We start from the raw sequence: 15,920 nt of genomic DNA on the forward strand, positions 1-15,920 counted from the left end.
CCTATTTCAGCTGGTAGAAGCCTAGAGCAGCGTGGCCTGCTCGGGCCGTGGCTCGGCCGGCTCCCACAGCTCAGGCCCGTTGTTGCGCACGCTGTTGACCAGCGTCGAAATCTCCCGCATCTCGATGCCGTCGATGCTCGGCGGCGCGGCCAGGAAGTCGACGTCGGCCGGGGCGTCGGGATCCAGCCATCGGTCCCAGTCCCGCTCGGGCACGATCAACGGCATCCGGTCGTGGATCTCGGCAAGTTCGCCAACCGCGTCGGTCGTGATGATCGTGCAGCTCAACAACGGCGGCGCGCCGTCGTCAGCTTTCCAGACCGACCACAGCCCGGCCATGAACAGCATTTCGCCGTCGGCGCGGTGCAGAAAGAACGGTGTCTTGCGGGCTTTCTTGCCGGAATCGGTGTCGCCGTTGGCGCGCCACTCGTAATAGCCGTCCATCGGGACCAGGCAGCGCTTGGATTTGGCGCTGGACCGAAACGCCGGCGAAGTGGTGACCTTCTCCGCGCGGGCGTTGATCAGCAGCGGACCCTTGGAATCCGGTGCACCGTCAGCTCCCGCCTTGGCCCATGGCGGGATCAACCCCCAGCGCATCGACCGGACCCGCCTGGTGGGCTCATCGTCGGGTTCGTCGTGACGGCGGACCACCGTGGTGATGGTGGTGGTGGGCGCCACGTTGTAGTTCGGGCCGGTCGACTCGGCCGGCTCGGCACGATGGCCCGACTCCTCCTCGGGCCGATGCTCGGCCCGCATCGTCGTCGAGCGGGCCTCGTTGATCGCCTCGATCTTCTCGGCCAGCACAGCCGGGTCTGTCGTCACCGCGAATCGTCCGCACATGGATCCATGGTGCCTCGGGGAGTGTCGAGCGGCGACCCGCCGCGCCCGGCTTCGCCGCGCTTGCGATCGCCGGTGAGCAATGATGGAGCACGTGAGTATCTGGCCCGCCCCCTTCACCTCGCGGCCGGTAAACGCGACGGTGACAGTGCCCGGCTCGAAATCCCAGACCAACCGAGCGCTGGTGCTCGCGGCGCTGGCCGCGGCCGACGGTGGCGTCTCGACCATCAGTGGCGCGCTGCGCAGCCGTGACACCAACCTGATGATCGGCGCGCTGGAAACGTTAGGCCTGCGGGTCGACGGGCCGGCCGACGAACTCGAGGTCAGTGGGACGATTGCCCCCTCGCCCGAGGCGCGCATCGACTGCGGTCTGGCCGGCACAGTGTTGCGTTTCGTCCCGCCGCTGGCCGCTATAGGGCTCGGCCCCGGAAGATTTGTGACGTTCGACGGCGACGAGCAGGCTCGGGTGCGCCCGATCGCGCCACTGCTGAATGCGCTGCGCGGGGTGGGCGTCGATATCGGCGGCGACGAGCTGCCGTTCCGGGTGCGCGGCGCCGGGGCGGTCGCCGGCGGAGCGGTTGACATCGATGCTTCGGCCTCGTCGCAGTTCGTTTCCGGCCTGCTGCTGGCCGGTCCGTCGTTCACCGACGGCCTGTCCGTGCACCACGTCGGCCCATCGCTGCCGTCGGCGCCGCACATCGCGATGACGGTGGCGATGCTGCGCCAGGCCGGCGTGGAGGTCGACGACGCCAGCACCAATCGCTGGACCGTTCGACCGGGGACCGTCGCGGCGCGGCACTGGCCCATCGAACCGGACCTGTCCAATGCCGTGCCGTTCATCGCCGCGGCAGTGGTCAGCGCGGGCACGGTCCGCATCACCGGCTGGCCGGCGGCCAGCATCCAACCCGCCGACACCATTCTCGGCATCCTCGGACAACTGAATTGTGTTGTGAAACAGGATGATTCGTACCTGGAAGTGCAGGGTCCGCAGTCCTACCCGGGATTCGATGTCAACCTGCGCGATGTCGGCGAACTCACCCCGTCGGTGGCCGTGCTCGCCGCGCTGGCCGACCCGGGCTCGGTCTCGCGGCTGTCCGGCGTCGCCCACCTGCGCGGCCACGAGACCGACCGGCTGGCCGCGTTGTCCACCGAGATCAATCGGCTCGGCGGCGACTGCCGCGAAACCGCCGACGGGCTGGAGATCACCGCGACACCACTGCGGGCGGGCACCTGGCAGTCGTACGCGGATCACCGGATGGCGACGGCGGGCGCGATCATCGGCCTGCGGGTCGAGGGAGTCGAGGTGCACGACATCGAGACCACCGCCAAGACGCTGCCGAATTTCCCGGCGATGTGGACCGACATGCTGCGGAGTTCGTAGTTTGAAGTCGGGCGACTACGACGAGTCCGACGTCAAAGTCAGGTCCGGGAAGGGCTCGCGCCCGCGGACCAAGACCCGCCCGGAGCACGCTGATGCCGAGCGGGCGATGGTGGTCAGCGTCGACCGGGGCCGCTGGGGGTGCGCGCTGGGCGGCGACATCGAGCACCGGGTCACCGCGATGCGGGCCCGCGAACTGGGCCGCACCCCGATCGTCGTCGGCGACGAGGTCGACATCGTCGGCGACCTGTCCGGCCGGCACGACACGTTGGCCCGCATCGTGCGGCGCGGCCCGCGGCGAACTCTGTTGCGGCGCACCGCAGATGACACCGACCCCACTGAGCGGGTGGTGGTGGCCAACGCCGACCAACTGCTGGTCGTGGTGGCGCTGGCCGACCCGCCGCCGCGCACCGGGCTGGTCGATCGGACGCTCATCGCCGCCTACACGGGCGGACTGGTTCCGATTCTGTGTCTGACCAAGACTGATCTCGCGCCGGCCGCCCCGTTCGCCGAGCAGTTCGCCGACCTCGATCTCACAGTGATCACCGCGGGCCGTGATGACCCGCTGGACGCGGTGGCGCATCTGCTTGTCGGCAAAATCACCGTGCTACTGGGCCATTCCGGCGTGGGCAAGTCGACGTTGGTGAATCGGCTTGTCCCCGAAGCACATCGAGCGGTCGGCGAAGTGACCGACGTCGGTCGCGGGCGGCACACCTCGACACAGTCGGTGGCATTTCCCCTTGACGCCGTGCGTCGTGGCGGTTGGGTGATCGACACCCCGGGGATCCGCTCGTTCGGGCTGGCCCACATCAAGCCCGACGACGTGATGCTGGCGTTCTCCGACCTCGCCGAGGCGATCGAAGACTGCCCGCGCGGCTGCGGGCATCTGGGGCCACCGGCCGATCCCGAGTGCGCCCTGGACGCGTTGACCGGTCCGGCCGCCCGTCGCGTCGCCGCGGCGCGCCGGCTGCTGGCCGCGATGCGCGAAGGCTGACCCTCAGCCCTCGGCCTGCGACCGGACCCATTCCAGGTTGGCCTGCATGTTCTGCTGCCATTCAGCCAGCCGGTTGGACACGATCCTGGCTTCCTTCTCCGGCATCGCCACGATGGCGGGGGTCAAGCCGGACGGACCCGGACCCATCCGTCCCCACTGCCGGATGAGCACGCCGTCGCTGGTCGGCTCGACCTCGAAGCCCCACGTCGCGCTGGCACCGTCGGGTCCGACTACGTCGTACACCCAGCGCCGTTGATCCTCGACCTCGGTCACCTCGCAGACCGTCGACCAGTCGCCGAAGGCCTCGTGCTTGCTGCGTCCGCGGAAACGCGCGCCGACGTCGACGCTGGTAGCGCCGTCGAGCCAATCGACGCCCTGCAGCTCCGACGACGAATGCGTCGGCAAATTGATGTCGGTGATAAGGCGCCATGCCGCGGGGAGGTCACACCGAACCCGCTGAGTCACCTCGATGGTGGGTTGGTCGCGGTAACGCATGATGGCTAGCATGCCAGCCATGAAGGTCGGCGCGATGATAGAACCCCGTTTGCCAGGCGCCGCGGAGTTCGCCGTGGCGGCCGAGGGCATCGGTGTCGCGTCGCTGTGGGTCCCGGAGGTGTGGGGCTACGACGCGCTGACCGGTCTGGCGTACCTGGCCGCGAAGACGTCGTCGGTTCAGCTCGGAACCTTTGTCGTGCAACTGGGTTCGCGTACTCCGGCGTTGCTGGCGACGTCGGCGCTGAGTCTGCAGGAGCTGTCGGCGGGGCGGTTCATCCTGGGCGTCGGCACCTCCGGGCCGCGGGTCATGGAGGGCTGGCACGGGGTCCGCTTTCGCAAGCCGGTGCAGACCACCCGGGAGACGATCGAGATCATCCGCATGGTCAGCAACGGCGAGCGCCTCGAGCACGCCGGGGAGATCTATCCGTTGCCACTACCGGACAGCCGCGGCACAGCGCTCAAGCCGCTGGTTCGTCCCGGCGTTCACGTCCCGGTCTACGTGGCGTCGATGGGTCCGCGGAACCTGGAGTTGACCGGCGAGACGGCCGACGGCTGGTTGGGCAATGCGTTCATCCCCGAAGCGGCCGAGGTGTTCTTCGGGCCGCTGCGCGAGGGCGCGGAACGGGCCGGGCGCACCCTTGATCAGCTCGACCTGGTCGCACCAGTTGCGGTCGAGTTCCACGACGACCAGGCATCGAGCGACGCGGCCGCCCGCCGACACGCCGACGGGTACGCGTTCACCATCGGCGCGATGGGCACCGGTGGACAGAATTTCTACAACGACGCATTCAGTCGGTTGGGTTATGCCGACGAGGTCGTAACCGTGGCTGAGCTATGGCAGGCCGGCAAGCGTGACGAGGCCCGCAGCAGCGTGCCGATAGACCTCGGCCGGCTGACGAATCTGCTTGGCACCGAAGATGTTATCGCCCAGCGTATGGATCGCTACCGAGCGGCCGGCATCACGACGCTGTTGGCGAAACTGGAGGGTGATCACTCCGAGCAGCTGGCGGCGCTGCAGCGGCTGGTCGCCATCGCCGACACAGCCTGAACCCGTCCGCGCGGGCGCCGCTTCACCAGCGCATCATCGGCAGCGGGCGCAGCGGATGCCGCACCGCGTAGTCGGTCAGACCTTTCGCCAGGAACGCGTGAAAGCCGTTGTACGGCAATGCGCCAACGGCCTCCCGAACCGCCGATCGTCCGATCCCCCGGCGCAGCACGCCATGACTGACGTCGATCAGGTCAGCTTGGCGGAACGTCTCGGTGACGCGGTCGTTTACCGGACGCAGCCGGTGGTGTTCGGTTATCAACGCGCGCAGTTGATCGATGTCGGTGATCCCGAATTCGTCGGCGTAGACCGCGGCGAGGTCGGCTGACGGCGTCAGGTAGTCCAGGGTGCCGGCCGTCCAGATACCCAGGTCGTGAGTCGCCCAAGCCAGCGCCGCGACGTCGGGTATCGGAAAGCCAAGCAGCAGTTGGTGATACGTCATGCAGCGGTAGACGTGATTGCCGTACGCCGACCGATCAGCGCCCAAGGCGTCGCGATGCCGATCCAGCACAGCGTCGACGATCGGATGCGCGGTGATAACCTCCACCGCGTGAGTCTAGGCGGCGAGGTCGTCGCGTCCGGGCGTTTGCCCATTGACAGCAGCCCGCTTGTGACGCCGCCAACCCCGCACGGTGGCGATCGCGGTCCTCAGCCCGCGGCGCCGTCCGGTCGAGGGGTCGGTACCGGCGAAGCCGGACCCTAAATCGGCGAACATCGACTCGCTGCGCGTTTCGGGCGCGTCGTCAGCGGTGTCGCGCAGGTACTTGTCCGGCAGCGACAGCTTAGCGATCGTCCGCCACGTCTTGCCGTACTGCACCAGGAAAGAGCCTGTGGTGTACGGCAAGTCGTACTTGTCGCACACTTGCCGGACTCGCTTGGAAATCTCGTGCAGCCGGTTGCTCGGCAGATCCGGGTACAGGTGGTGCTCGATCTGGTGGCACAGGTTGCCACTCATGAACCGCAGCGTGGGGCCGGCTTCGAAGTTGGCGCTACCCAGCATCTGACGCAGGTACCAGTGACCCTTCGACTCGCCGATCATGTCTGTCTTGGTGAATTTCTCGGCGCCGTCGGGGAAGTGCCCGCAGAAGATCACCGCGTTGGCCCAGACGTTGCGGATGATGTTGGCGAGCACGTTGGCCGTCAGCGTCGACCTGAACGACGCGCCGGGTGACAGCGACGTCAGCGCTGGGAACGCGACGTAATCCTTGACCACCTGGCGGCTGGCCTTGCCGAGGAACTCGTCGACGCGCTCGTGCACCTCGTCGTTGTCCATCCGCTTCATGACGATCTTGCCGAGCTCCACGTGCTGGAGGCCGACGCCCCACTCGAAGCCGAGCGCGAGCAGCGCGTTGTAGAACACGTTGAGCAGGTTGAAGCGCTTCCACTTGTGGTCGCGGGTGACCCGCAACAGGCCGTAGCCGACGTCGTCGTCCATGCCGAGGATGTTGGTGTACTTGTGGTGCACGAAGTTGTGGGTGTACCGCCAGTGCTTGGACGAGCCCATCATGTCCCACTCCCACGACGAGGAGTGAATCTCGGGGTCGTTCATCCAGTCCCACTGGCCGTGCATGACGTTGTGGCCGATCTCCATGTTCTCGACGATCTTGGCCACACTCAGTGTCGCGGTGCCCGCCCACCAACCGGAGCGGCGCTTACTGAAAGCCAGCAGCAGCCGGCCGGCGACCTCGAGGGCGCGCTGCGCAGCGATGGTGCGGTGGATGTAGCGGGCATCGCGCTCGCCGCGGGAGTCTTCAATGTCCTGGCGGATGGCGTCGAGTTCGACGCCCAGGCTCTCGATGTCGGCGTCCGTCAGATGCGCGAAGACATCGATTTCGGTGATCGCCATCGTGGTGTTTGCCTTTCTGCAGACTGCAGATCTTGACTTACGCTATCGTAACCTACGAAAGCGTAGGTTACCAACGGGTAACCTTCAGACGTCGAGTGTGCAATCGCCCGATGCGGCGGAGATGCAGGTCTGAACGCGGGTCCCCGGCTCGCGGTCCAGACCGGTGCGCAGGTCGCGGGCGTGGCCTTCGGCCAGGGTGAGCACACAGGACTGACAGATGCCCATCCGGCAGCCGAACGGCATCTGCACCCCGAGCTGCTCACCGGCATCCATCAGCGACGTCGCCGCATCGGCGAAGATGCTTTTACCGCTCTGGGCGAATGTCACCGTGCCGCCGGCACCGGCTGGCGCGGCCTTCGTCACCGCGAACCGCTCGAGGTGCAGGTGATCCTTCGCACCGGCCGCCGACCAGGCGTGCTCGGCCGAATTGAGCATGGCCTCCGGTCCACAGGCCCAGGTCTGCCGTTCGCGCCAATCGGGCACCTCGGCGTCGAGCTGGGAGAGATCCAGCCGCCCCTCGGTGCGTGTTGCCCGCAACTTCAGCCGGTATCCCGGGTGGTTGGCGGCCAGCCGCTCGAGTTCCGCGCCGAACATCACATCGTCTGAGGTGGGCGCCGAATGCAGGTGGAGGACGTCGGTGATCTGATCGCGACGGACCAGAGTGCGCAGCATCGACATCACCGGGGTGATGCCCGAGCCGGCGGTGACGAACAACACCTCCGGCGGCGCCGGATCGGGCAGGACGAAATTGCCCTGCGGCGCGGCCAGTCGCACGATCGTCCCCGGTTGAACACCGTCGACCAGATGCGTCGACAGGAAACCCTCGGGCATCGCCTTCACCGTGATCGTCACGGTCCGGGCGCTACGGTGCGACCGGGTCCGCGGGCTGGACGTCAACGAATATGAGCGCCAGCGCCAGCGGCCGTCGACCAGCAGTCCGATGCCGATGTACTGACCGGACTCGTAGTCGAAGCTGAAGCCCCAGCCAGGCTTGATGACCAGCGTCGCCGAGTCCCGCGTCTCCCGTCGCACCTCCAGGATGCGGCCGCGCAGTTCGCGCGCGGACCACAGCGGATTGGCCAATCGCAGGTAGTCGTCGGGAAGCAGCGGCGTCGTGATGCGTCGGGCCACGGTTCTCAACGCATGCCAGCCGGGGTGTATGTCCACTCCGGCCAGCCTAATGGGCTTGGTGTCGATGCCTTGGGCCGCGGCTCGCGATGTTCTTCTGTCCATTGAGGAAACTCCTGCCCGCTCGAGACACAACCTACGATACCGTAACTTACGGTACCGTAGGTAGATCCGCGCGGCGGATTTCTCCGCTCACCGCCCGCGGCACGTCGTCGCCGAGCGTTACAGCAGCTCGAGCAGAAACGGCAGTTCTTGAGCGGCGTACCAGGCCAAATCGTGATCCTGGGCATCGCCGACGGTCAACTCGGCGTCCTCGTCGCCAAGATCGGCAGCGTCGATGACCTCGACCGCCGCCGTGACCCGCGATTCGGCCGCGGCGTTGTCGACGAACGCGGCGACCACGTCATCCATGCTCACTGGCGCGCCAACCCGCACCACCGCATCGTCGAGATCCGGCCGCAGTGTGACATCGCCGACATCGGCGACCAGCACCGCGCGTCGCGGCGGCAGCGTGTCGCTGTCAGGCAAATCGAGCCCATCCGCGGCACCGGCCAGCAGCCGCAACGACGCCAGGGCGGCCTCGCGCAGCGCGACCTCGCCGAGCTCGTCGTCGCCGCCCTCGGCGTAGGCCTCGCGCAATTTGGGGGTCACTGCGAAGGCGGTGCCGCTCACCGGTCGCAGCGAACCGTCGGTGACGAGTTGCTGCAGCATGGCCAACGTCACCGGAATGTAGATGCGCATCAGTCGTTGGATCCCAGCAAGGTCGCGACGTGATCGTCAACATAGTTCGACAGCTCCCGCGGTGGCCGGCGGTAACTGTCGCTCACGATCGGATGGGCGGGCAGTTTGACCTTGGGTGTCTTCACATCCCGATAGTCGATGGTGGACAACAAATGCGCGATCATGTTCAGCCGGGCGTGTTTTTTGATATCCGATTCCACCAAAAACCATGGGCTGTAGGGCTTGTCGGTGTGGGCCATCATCTCGTCGCGGGCTCGTGAGTAGTCTTCCCACTTGTACAACGACTCCAGATCCATCGGGCTGAGTTTCCATTGCCGAAGCGGGTCGTTGCGGCGTGATGTGAATCGGCGCAACTGCTCGTCCTCGGACACCGAAAACCAATACTTACGCAACAGAATCCCGTCGTCGATGAGCATCTGTTCGAAAATGGGCGTCTGCTGCAGGAACAGCGCATGCTCCTGCGGCGTGCAGAATCCCATGACTTTCTCGACGCCGGCCCGGTTGTACCACGAGCGGTCGAACAGCACGATCTCGCCCTTGGTAGGCAGTTGCGCGATGTAACGCTGGTAATACCACTGGCCGCGTTCACGATCGGTCGGCGCGGGCAATGCGGTGACCCGCGCGATCCGCGGGTTGAGGTATTCGGTGATCCGTTTGATGGTGCCGCCCTTGCCGGCTCCGTCGCGGCCCTCGAAGATCACGACGACTCGAACGCCGCGTGCTCGCACCCATTCCTGCAGCTTCACCAATTCCGTTTGCAGCCGTAACAATTCGCCCTTATAGACCTTTTTGGGCAACTTGGGCTGAGTCTTCTGCGCCTTGCTCACCATCGAATGGTAGGTCTACTGCGCGGCTTCCAGCAGTTCATCGAGCGATTCGGCCAGCAGCGCGGGCAACATGTCGACGTCGCTCATCGCGTCGCGATCGGCATTGATCCCGAAATACAACATGCCGTTGTAGGACGTCACACCGATGGCGAGCACCTGATTGTTCAGCAGCGGTGGCACCGCATAGGTCTCGAGCAGCTTGGCGCCCGCGACGTACATCTGCGCCTGAGCGCCCGGCGCATTGGTGATCAACAAGTTGAACTGTCGCGACGACAAGCCCGTGGCAACTCGAATACCCATGGCGTGCAAGGTCGGCGGCGCAAAGCCGGAAAGCGTCGCGATGGTGCGGGCATCGACCAGGCTGGCCGCGGTCGGATTGCTTTCGGTGGCGTGGGCGATCTGCGACAGCCGCACCACGGTGTTGCCCTCGCCGACCGGTAGTTCGACCAGAAACGGCGCGACCTGGCTGATCGCCTGGCCGCGGCTCGACGAGTCCAACGCTTCATAGACCGGCAGCGGTGCCATCGCCCGGACCGTCGCAGTCGGCGCGGGTGGCTCGCCGCGAGAAGACAGCCAGCTACGCAGCGCGCCGGTGATCACCGCCAGCACCACATCGTTGACGTCGCAGTTGTACCGGGAACGGATGGTCCGGTACACGTCGAGTCGTCCACATGCCACCGTGTAGCGCCGATTGCGCGACACGGTGGCGTTCAACGGGCTGCGCGGCGCCGAGCCGCGCGCCAGCGTCCGGGCGACGTCGAACATCCGGCGGCCGGTGTCGGCCAACTGGCCAGAGTTGGTCAGGAGATCCACGACCCCGCTGTGGACGGCCTTCAACTGCGCCTGCGGTCGGGTCGCCCAGTCACCTATCGCGCCGAGCAACAGCCGCCCCCGGCCCGGTTCGCGGCCCGGCACCCAGATGTCCTCGACGAACGGCGGCGGACGGCGGTTGCGATCGGCGATGACATGGCTGATCTCCATCGCACCCATACCGTTGATCAGCGCCTGATGCGACTTGGCGTAGAGCGCCAGCCGGTTCTTGGCCAGCCCTTCCACCAGATACATCTCCCAGAGCGGTCGCGTCCTGTCCAGCGGCCGGGCGGCCAGCCGGCCGATCAACTCGTGCAGCTGTTCGTCGCTACCCGGCGACGGAAGCGCCGAACGGCGGACGTGATAGGTGATGTCGAAATCGTCGTCGTCGATCCACACTGGCCGGGCCAGCCGCATCGAGATCTCGCGGACCTTCTGCCGGTACCGCGGCACCTTCGGCAGCTGCCGCTCGACGGTGGCCAGCAGTGTCTCGTAGCTCAACCCGGCGCGGGGCGGGCGCAGGATCGACAGCGTGCCGACGTACAGCGGCGTCGCCGAGTTCTCCAGCTGGTAGAAGGAGGCGTCCGAAGCGGACAACCGCGTCACGTCGACACTCCCCTTCACGTCCCATGCAGATGATTCACCGACCAATATGCCGCACGTTCGGATCGGCCGTACGCACCGGCATCTGGCGAACACGCAAAACCGGCGGTTGTGCGATCATCGTCACACTGTCTGCCCTCTCCAGCAGGCCAGCGTCAGTGGCCCTTTGAAATCGCGGGAGTGTGCAGTGTCGACCAGCTCGAGCTCACCGGAGGCAACCTCTGTTGAAGGGGCCGCGTTCGCGGTCACCCCCGTCGTCGACTGCGAGCCGCCGGCCCGCGATGTCCGGCAGTGCCGGCCACCCACGCCGACTACCTTGCGAAAGCGCAATACGCATGTGCCACAACGGCATCCGGCGCCGCCACTGTCGTTGCCGATGCGGCAGGCGGCAACCTTCGCCGACGCCGCGATGCGACGGGTGCTGGAAGTCATCGACCGTCGCCGCCCGATCGCTCAGCTGAACGGACTGCTGGCAGCGGGACTCGTCGACTCGGTGCTGTCGGCTAATCGCCTGACCGGCGGCCATAACGGGGTCGCGGTGTTACGCCGGGTACGACTTCAAGCGGTCAATGCGCCGAACGCCGCGGCCGAGGTGTTCGGCAGCTACAGCCGTGGGCAGCGCATGCACGCCATCGCCTGCCGCATCGAGCAGTTGGGTGGGCGTTGGCAGGTGGTCGCGCTGCACATCGGCTAGGTGGCGTCAACGGCGCTTGGCCTTGGCGTGCCTGCCTTGCCGCCGGGCGGCCTCCCGGCGCTCGCGGCGCGAACCGCCACCCCCCCGCGACGTGTCGCCGTTGCCCTGCACCTGTGCCGAGCCGTCTTCGGCGGGGCCGGTGTAGGTCAACTGGGGCGCTTCGTTGTCAATTCCCTTGGCGCGCAACGCAGGCGCGGGCTCGCGCGCGCCGCCGCCCTGGTTCTGAGCACCCGCCGCGGCGGCCGCGAACTCGGCCAGGCCCTCGGGCTCCTGCTCCATACCCAAGACCGGAGCGACCTGCTGCGGCGGAACCGCCTCCACAGAGACGTTGAACAAGAAACCGACAGACTCTTCTTTGAGGCCGTCCAGCATTCCGGCGAACATGTCGAAGCCCTCTCGCTGGTATTCGACCAGCGGATCGCGCTGAGCCATCGCGCGCAGGCCGATGCCCTCTTTGAGGTAGTCCATCTCATAGAGGTGCTCGCGCCACTTGCGGTCGATGACGTTGAGCAACACATTGCGTTCCAGTTGACGCATCGCGCCCTCGCCGGCCAACTCTTCGAGTTCGGCTTCCCGCTTGGCGTACGCCCGTTCGGCGTCGGAGACCAGCGCATCGAGCAGTTCCTCGCGGGTCAGCTCACCCGGCTCACCGACCGCGTCGGAGTCGATCAGCGAGTGGTGGTCGATGCCAACCGGATACAGCGTCTTGAGGGCGTCCCAGAGCTTCTCCAGATCCCAGTCCTCGGCGTAGCCCGCGGCAGTGGCGCCATCGACGTAGGCAGTAATCACCGCGACGAGCATCTCGTGCGCCTGCTGCTGCAGGTTCTCGCCCTCCAGGATGCGGCGACGCTCGGCGTAGATGACCTTGCGCTGCAGGTTCATCACCTCGTCGTACTTGAGGACGTTCTTTCTGACCTCGAAGTTCTGCTGCTCGACCTGGGTCTGGGCGCTCTTGATCGCCCGGGTCACCATCTTGGCCTCGATCGGCACATCGTCGGGCAGGTTCAGCCGGGTCAGCAGCGACTCCAGCGCGGCCCCGTTGAAACGGCGCATCAACTCGTCACCCAGCGACAGGTAGAAGCGCGACTCGCCGGGGTCACCTTGGCGGCCCGAACGGCCACGCAGCTGGTTGTCGATGCGGCGTGACTCGTGCCGCTCGGTGCCCAGCACATAGAGCCCGCCGGCTTCGATGACTTCTTTGGCCTCCGCGGCGGCTTCGTCCTTGACGATCGGCAGTTCTTGGTGCCAGGCCGACTCGTACTCGTCGGCGGTCTCGACGGGATCCAGACCGCGGGCTCGCAGCCGCAGGTCGGTGAGGAAGTCGACGTTGCCGCCCAGCACGATGTCGGTACCACGGCCGGCCATGTTGGTGGCCACCGTGATGGCGCCGCGGCGACCGGCCTCGGCGACGATGCCGGCCTCCTGCTCGTGGTACTTGGCGTTGAGCACGTTGTGCGGGATGCGCCGCTTCTGGAATTGCCGCGACAGGTATTCCGAGCGCTCCACGCTGGTGGTACCGATCAGCACCGGCTGGCCCTTTTCGTACCGCTCGCCGACGTCGTCGACGACGGCGATGTACTTGGCTTCCTCGGTCTTGTAGATCAGGTCGGACTGGTCGGTGCGGACCATTTCCCGGTTGGTGGGGATGCTGACCACGCCGAGCTTGTAGATCTCGTGCAGCTCGGCGGCCTCGGTCTGGGCGGTACCGGTCATGCCGGCGAGCGTGTCGTAGAGCCGGAAGTAGTTCTGCAGCGTGATGGTGGCCAGCGTCTGGTTCTCGGCCTTGATCTCGACCCGCTCCTTGGCCTCGATGGCCTGGTGCATGCCCTCGTTGTAGCGGCGTCCGACCAGCGTGCGACCGGTGAACTCGTCGACGATGATCACCTCGCCGTCTTTCACGATGTAGTCCTTGTCGCGGGCGAACAGCTCCTTGGCCTTCAGCGCATTGTTGAGGTAATTGACCAGCGGCGAATTGGCGGCCTCATAGAGGTTGTCGATGCCGAGCTGGTCCTCGATGAACTCCACGCCGAGCTCGTGCACACCGACGGTGCGCTTGCGGATGTCGACCTCGTAATGCGTGTCCTTCTCCATCAGCGGAGCCAGCCGGGCGAACTCGCCATACCAATTCGACGCGCCGTCGGCGGGCCCGGAGATGATCAGCGGGGTACGGGCCTCGTCGATCAGAATCGAGTCGACCTCGTCGACGATGGCCAGGTTGTGGCCGCGCTGTACGCAGTCCTCCAACGTGTGGGCCATGTTGTCGCGCAGGTAGTCGAAGCCGAATTCGTTGTTGGTGCCGTAGGTGATGTCGGCGGCGTAGGCCACGCGACGCTCGTCGGGGGTCATCTGCGACAGGATCACGCCGACGTCCAGGCCCAGGAAGCGGTGCACCCGGCCCATCCACTCGCTGTCGCGTTTGGCCAGGTAGTCGTTGACGGTGACGATGTGCACGCCCTTGCCGCCGATGCCGTTGAGGTAGGCCGGCAGCACCGAGGTCAGGGTTTTACCTTCACCGGTCTTCATCTCGGCGACGTTGCCGAAGTGCAGGGCCGCTCCGCCCATCACCTGCACGTCGAAGTGCCGCTGGTCGAGCACCCGCCACGCTGCCTCACGGGCCACCGCGAACGCTTCGGGCAGCAGGTCGTCGAGGCTTTCGCCGTCGGCGTGCCGCTTCCTGAATTCCGCGGTCTTGGCCTGTAGTTCGGCGTCGGTGAGCTTCTCGATGTCGTCGGACAAGCTGTTGACGTACTCGGCTACCCGCTTGAGGCGCTTGACCATGCGACCTTCGCCAAGGCGCAACAACTTATCCAGCACCACTTAAATCCCCTAGGTCCTCTTCGGATCAGACGTCTTCGGCGTCCCCCATCCTAGGTGACGAGCAAGCTTGCCCCGTTTACGTCAGGGCGTCAGGCCAGCCGAATCAGTCCGTAGTCGTAGGCGTGCCGCCGGTAGACGACCGACGGGCGTTCGGTCTGGCTGTCGTAGAACAGGAAAAAGTCGTGGCCGACGAGCTCCATCTCGTAGAGCGCGTCGTCGACCGACATTGGCTTGGCCGGGTGTTCCTTGGTGCGCACCACCCGGCCGGGCTGGTGATGGCCGTTGGTGCCGACCGGATCGCCGAAGTGCGGCGTCTCGATGTCGTCGAAGGCCGGCTCGGGCTCGGGCAGCACCGCGGTGGCGGCGGCCAGCGAAACCGGGGTCTTGTCGCCGTAGTGGACTTTGCGGCGATCCTTCACGCGCCGCAGCCGGCCCTCCAGCTTCGCGATGGCGGCCTCCAGCGCGGCATAAAAACTGTCGGCACAGGCCTCGCCGCGGACGACCGGCCCGCGACCGCGAGCGGTGATCTCGACGTGCTGGCAGGACTTGCGCTGGCGCCGGTTACGTTCGTGGTCGAGCTCGACATCGAACAGGTAGACAGATCGGTCGAGTCGCTCCAGGCGGGCGAGTTTCTGCGAAACGTAGATGCGAAAGTGGTCGGGAATTTCGACGTTGCGACCTTTGACGACCACCTCAGCTGTTGCCGTCGGTTCGTGTTCGTCGATGTCGGCTGGGCGCTCAGCAAGCAGCTGGCCGGAATCCACTGTTTGTCTTGACATACTTGACAACTCGCCTTCTCTCGCGTCGCGCAAAGCGTTGCGCGCTGGCTATCAGATGCTCGCGCCGACGGGGTCGTCAGAAGTCAGTGTCCGCCCGCCGATGCAAGGTGTCGAAAATTCACCCCCTACCGTCGACGGTGGTGCCTCGAGCTGCGATCAGATGCGCTGCGTGGAGGCGACGTGGTGCTTGTTCCCGACGGTAGACCGTCGACCGGCGGCAGTGCCAGCATTTGGCGCGACCTGTTGCGAGTTCTTCACAAACGCTCACGCCGCAGCCAGCGCCAGCACAGCCGTCACCCGGGCCCCGGCCGCCTGCAACACCTGGACCGACTCGCGGGCCGTTGCCCCGGTCGTGACGATGTCGTCGACCAGCAACAGCTCGCCACCGGGCGGCAAATTCCGGCGCGTCAACGACACTCGGCCCGCGACGTTGCGTTCCCGCGCGGCGCTGTCGAGCCCGGCCGAGTCGCGCGCCCACGCCTTCATCCGCAGCGCGCGGACCACGGTGATGCCGGGATGGTCCGCGGTCGCCAGCGTGGCGATCCGGGTGACCGGGTCTCCCCCGCGCTGGCGGGCCGACCAGCCGCGGGTCGGCGCCGCGACGATGGTCAACGGCACGTCGAGCAGCCCCCACTGCAGCAGGCGGTAAATGCCGAGGGCCAGCGATCGGGACAGCGGCGCCCGCAGATCCGTGCGGCCGCGGTCTTTCATCGCGACGATCGCACGCCGCCGGGCACCGGCGTAGCGGCCCAGCGCGAACACCGGCACCTGTGGGTCGATCCGCGGGGTGACGACAAGCGGCGCGCCCGGATTGAGCGCCCACTCGAGAGCGCAGGCCGCGCACCAACGCGTCGACGGGGCTCCGCAGCCGCCGCATTCCAGCGGCAGAACCAGATCCAGCACGCGCCCAAGTGTGCCGGGCGGGACTG

General features: G+C 66.6%; 15 protein-coding genes. 4 read left to right on the top strand and 11 right to left on the bottom strand.

Going from position 1 to position 15,920, the window contains the following annotated elements; genetic code table 11:
- Positions 1-21: 21 nt before the first annotated feature.
- Entirely contained in the window at positions 22-837 is an 816-nt protein-coding gene (locus ACQY5A_RS19630; protein ID WP_428341993.1) for an SOS response-associated peptidase, read from the bottom strand.
- A 91-nt stretch (positions 838-928) separates the two neighbouring features.
- Here ACQY5A_RS19630 and aroA point away from each other — a divergent pair, with 91 nt between their 5' ends.
- The gene (gene aroA, locus ACQY5A_RS19635) at positions 929-2,215 is read left to right on the top strand and encodes a 3-phosphoshikimate 1-carboxyvinyltransferase (RefSeq protein WP_428341994.1); all 1,287 of its coding nucleotides are present in this window, start codon (positions 929-931) and stop codon (positions 2,213-2,215) included.
- 1 nt (position 2,216) lies between these two features.
- Positions 2,217-3,206, top strand: coding sequence for a ribosome small subunit-dependent GTPase A (gene rsgA, locus ACQY5A_RS19640; RefSeq protein ID WP_428341995.1), 990 nt, complete (start codon positions 2,217-2,219; stop codon positions 3,204-3,206).
- 3 nt (positions 3,207-3,209) lie between these two features.
- On the opposite strand, the gene ACQY5A_RS19645 is transcribed toward rsgA, so the two are convergent.
- A complete protein-coding gene (locus tag ACQY5A_RS19645; RefSeq protein ID WP_428341996.1) occupies positions 3,210-3,722 on the bottom strand; it encodes an SRPBCC family protein in 513 nt (170 codons plus the stop codon).
- 13 nt (positions 3,723-3,735) lie between these two features.
- Between ACQY5A_RS19645 and ACQY5A_RS19650 the strand changes: the two genes are divergently transcribed.
- On the top strand, positions 3,736-4,749 hold the full coding sequence (locus tag ACQY5A_RS19650; RefSeq protein ID WP_428341997.1) for an LLM class flavin-dependent oxidoreductase: 1,014 nt from the start codon (positions 3,736-3,738) through the stop codon (positions 4,747-4,749).
- Between the two features lie 22 nt (positions 4,750-4,771).
- On the opposite strand, the gene ACQY5A_RS19655 is transcribed toward ACQY5A_RS19650, so the two are convergent.
- From ACQY5A_RS19655 to ACQY5A_RS19680, 6 genes are all read right to left on the bottom strand, one after another.
- Positions 4,772-5,293, bottom strand: coding sequence for a hypothetical protein (locus ACQY5A_RS19655; protein WP_428341998.1), 522 nt, complete (start codon positions 5,291-5,293; stop codon positions 4,772-4,774).
- A 9-nt stretch (positions 5,294-5,302) separates the two neighbouring features.
- Positions 5,303-6,592, bottom strand: coding sequence for a fatty acid desaturase family protein (locus tag ACQY5A_RS19660; RefSeq protein WP_428341999.1), 1,290 nt, complete (start codon positions 6,590-6,592; stop codon positions 5,303-5,305).
- An 84-nt stretch (positions 6,593-6,676) separates the two neighbouring features.
- Positions 6,677-7,825, bottom strand: a complete 1,149-nt coding sequence (locus ACQY5A_RS19665) for a ferredoxin reductase (RefSeq protein WP_428342000.1) — start codon at positions 7,823-7,825, stop codon at positions 6,677-6,679.
- Positions 7,826-7,942: 117 nt separating this feature from the next.
- Positions 7,943-8,464 carry a DUF6912 family protein gene (locus tag ACQY5A_RS19670; RefSeq protein WP_428343246.1) on the bottom strand — a complete coding sequence of 174 codons (522 nt, stop codon included), beginning with the start codon at positions 8,462-8,464 and terminating at the stop codon, positions 7,943-7,945.
- Positions 8,461-9,291, bottom strand: a complete 831-nt coding sequence (gene ppk2 / locus ACQY5A_RS19675) for a polyphosphate kinase 2 (RefSeq protein WP_428342001.1) — start codon at positions 9,289-9,291, stop codon at positions 8,461-8,463. Before ppk2 ends, ACQY5A_RS19670 begins: the two co-directional genes overlap by 4 nt.
- Positions 9,292-9,303: 12 nt before the next feature.
- Positions 9,304-10,704: a WS/DGAT/MGAT family O-acyltransferase gene (locus ACQY5A_RS19680; protein ID WP_428342002.1), complete on the bottom strand. Its 1,401-nt coding sequence runs from the start codon at positions 10,702-10,704 to the stop codon at positions 9,304-9,306.
- Between the two features lie 184 nt (positions 10,705-10,888).
- Between ACQY5A_RS19680 and ACQY5A_RS19685 the strand changes: the two genes are divergently transcribed.
- Positions 10,889-11,395: an Rv3235 family protein gene (locus ACQY5A_RS19685; protein WP_428342003.1), complete on the top strand. Its 507-nt coding sequence runs from the start codon at positions 10,889-10,891 to the stop codon at positions 11,393-11,395.
- Between the two features lie 6 nt (positions 11,396-11,401).
- On the opposite strand, the gene secA is transcribed toward ACQY5A_RS19685, so the two are convergent.
- The 3 genes from secA to ACQY5A_RS19700 form a co-directional block, all read right to left on the bottom strand.
- Positions 11,402-14,209: a preprotein translocase subunit SecA gene (gene secA / locus ACQY5A_RS19690; RefSeq protein WP_428343247.1), complete on the bottom strand. Its 2,808-nt coding sequence runs from the start codon at positions 14,207-14,209 to the stop codon at positions 11,402-11,404.
- Positions 14,210-14,301: 92 nt separating this feature from the next.
- Positions 14,302-14,976, bottom strand: a complete 675-nt coding sequence (gene hpf, locus ACQY5A_RS19695; protein WP_428343248.1) for a ribosome hibernation-promoting factor, HPF/YfiA family — start codon at positions 14,974-14,976, stop codon at positions 14,302-14,304.
- A 279-nt stretch (positions 14,977-15,255) separates the two neighbouring features.
- Positions 15,256-15,894 (bottom strand): ComF family protein, encoded by a 639-nt coding sequence (locus ACQY5A_RS19700; protein ID WP_428342004.1) that lies wholly within the window; start codon positions 15,892-15,894, stop codon positions 15,256-15,258.
- Between the last annotated feature and the right edge of the window lie 26 nt (positions 15,895-15,920).

The organism is Mycobacterium sp. (assembly GCF_965277065.1).
Lineage (GTDB): Bacteria > Actinomycetota > Actinomycetes > Mycobacteriales > Mycobacteriaceae > Mycobacterium.

What these genes read in the sequence shown, in the direction of transcription:
- ACQY5A_RS19630 (WP_428341993.1), bottom strand. Translation starts at nt 837, where the DNA reads ATGTGCGGACGATTCGCGGTGACGACAGACCCGGCTGTGCTGGCCGAG.
- ACQY5A_RS19645 (WP_428341996.1), bottom strand. Translation starts at nt 3,722, where the DNA reads ATGGCTGGCATGCTAGCCATCATGCGTTACCGCGACCAACCCACCATC.
- ACQY5A_RS19650 (WP_428341997.1), top strand. Translation starts at nt 3,736, where the DNA reads ATGATAGAACCCCGTTTGCCAGGCGCCGCGGAGTTCGCCGTGGCGGCC.
- ACQY5A_RS19660 (WP_428341999.1), bottom strand. Translation starts at nt 6,592, where the DNA reads ATGGCGATCACCGAAATCGATGTCTTCGCGCATCTGACGGACGCCGAC.
- ACQY5A_RS19665 (WP_428342000.1), bottom strand. Translation starts at nt 7,825, where the DNA reads ATGGACAGAAGAACATCGCGAGCCGCGGCCCAAGGCATCGACACCAAG.
- ppk2 (WP_428342001.1), bottom strand. Translation starts at nt 9,291, where the DNA reads ATGGTGAGCAAGGCGCAGAAGACTCAGCCCAAGTTGCCCAAAAAGGTC.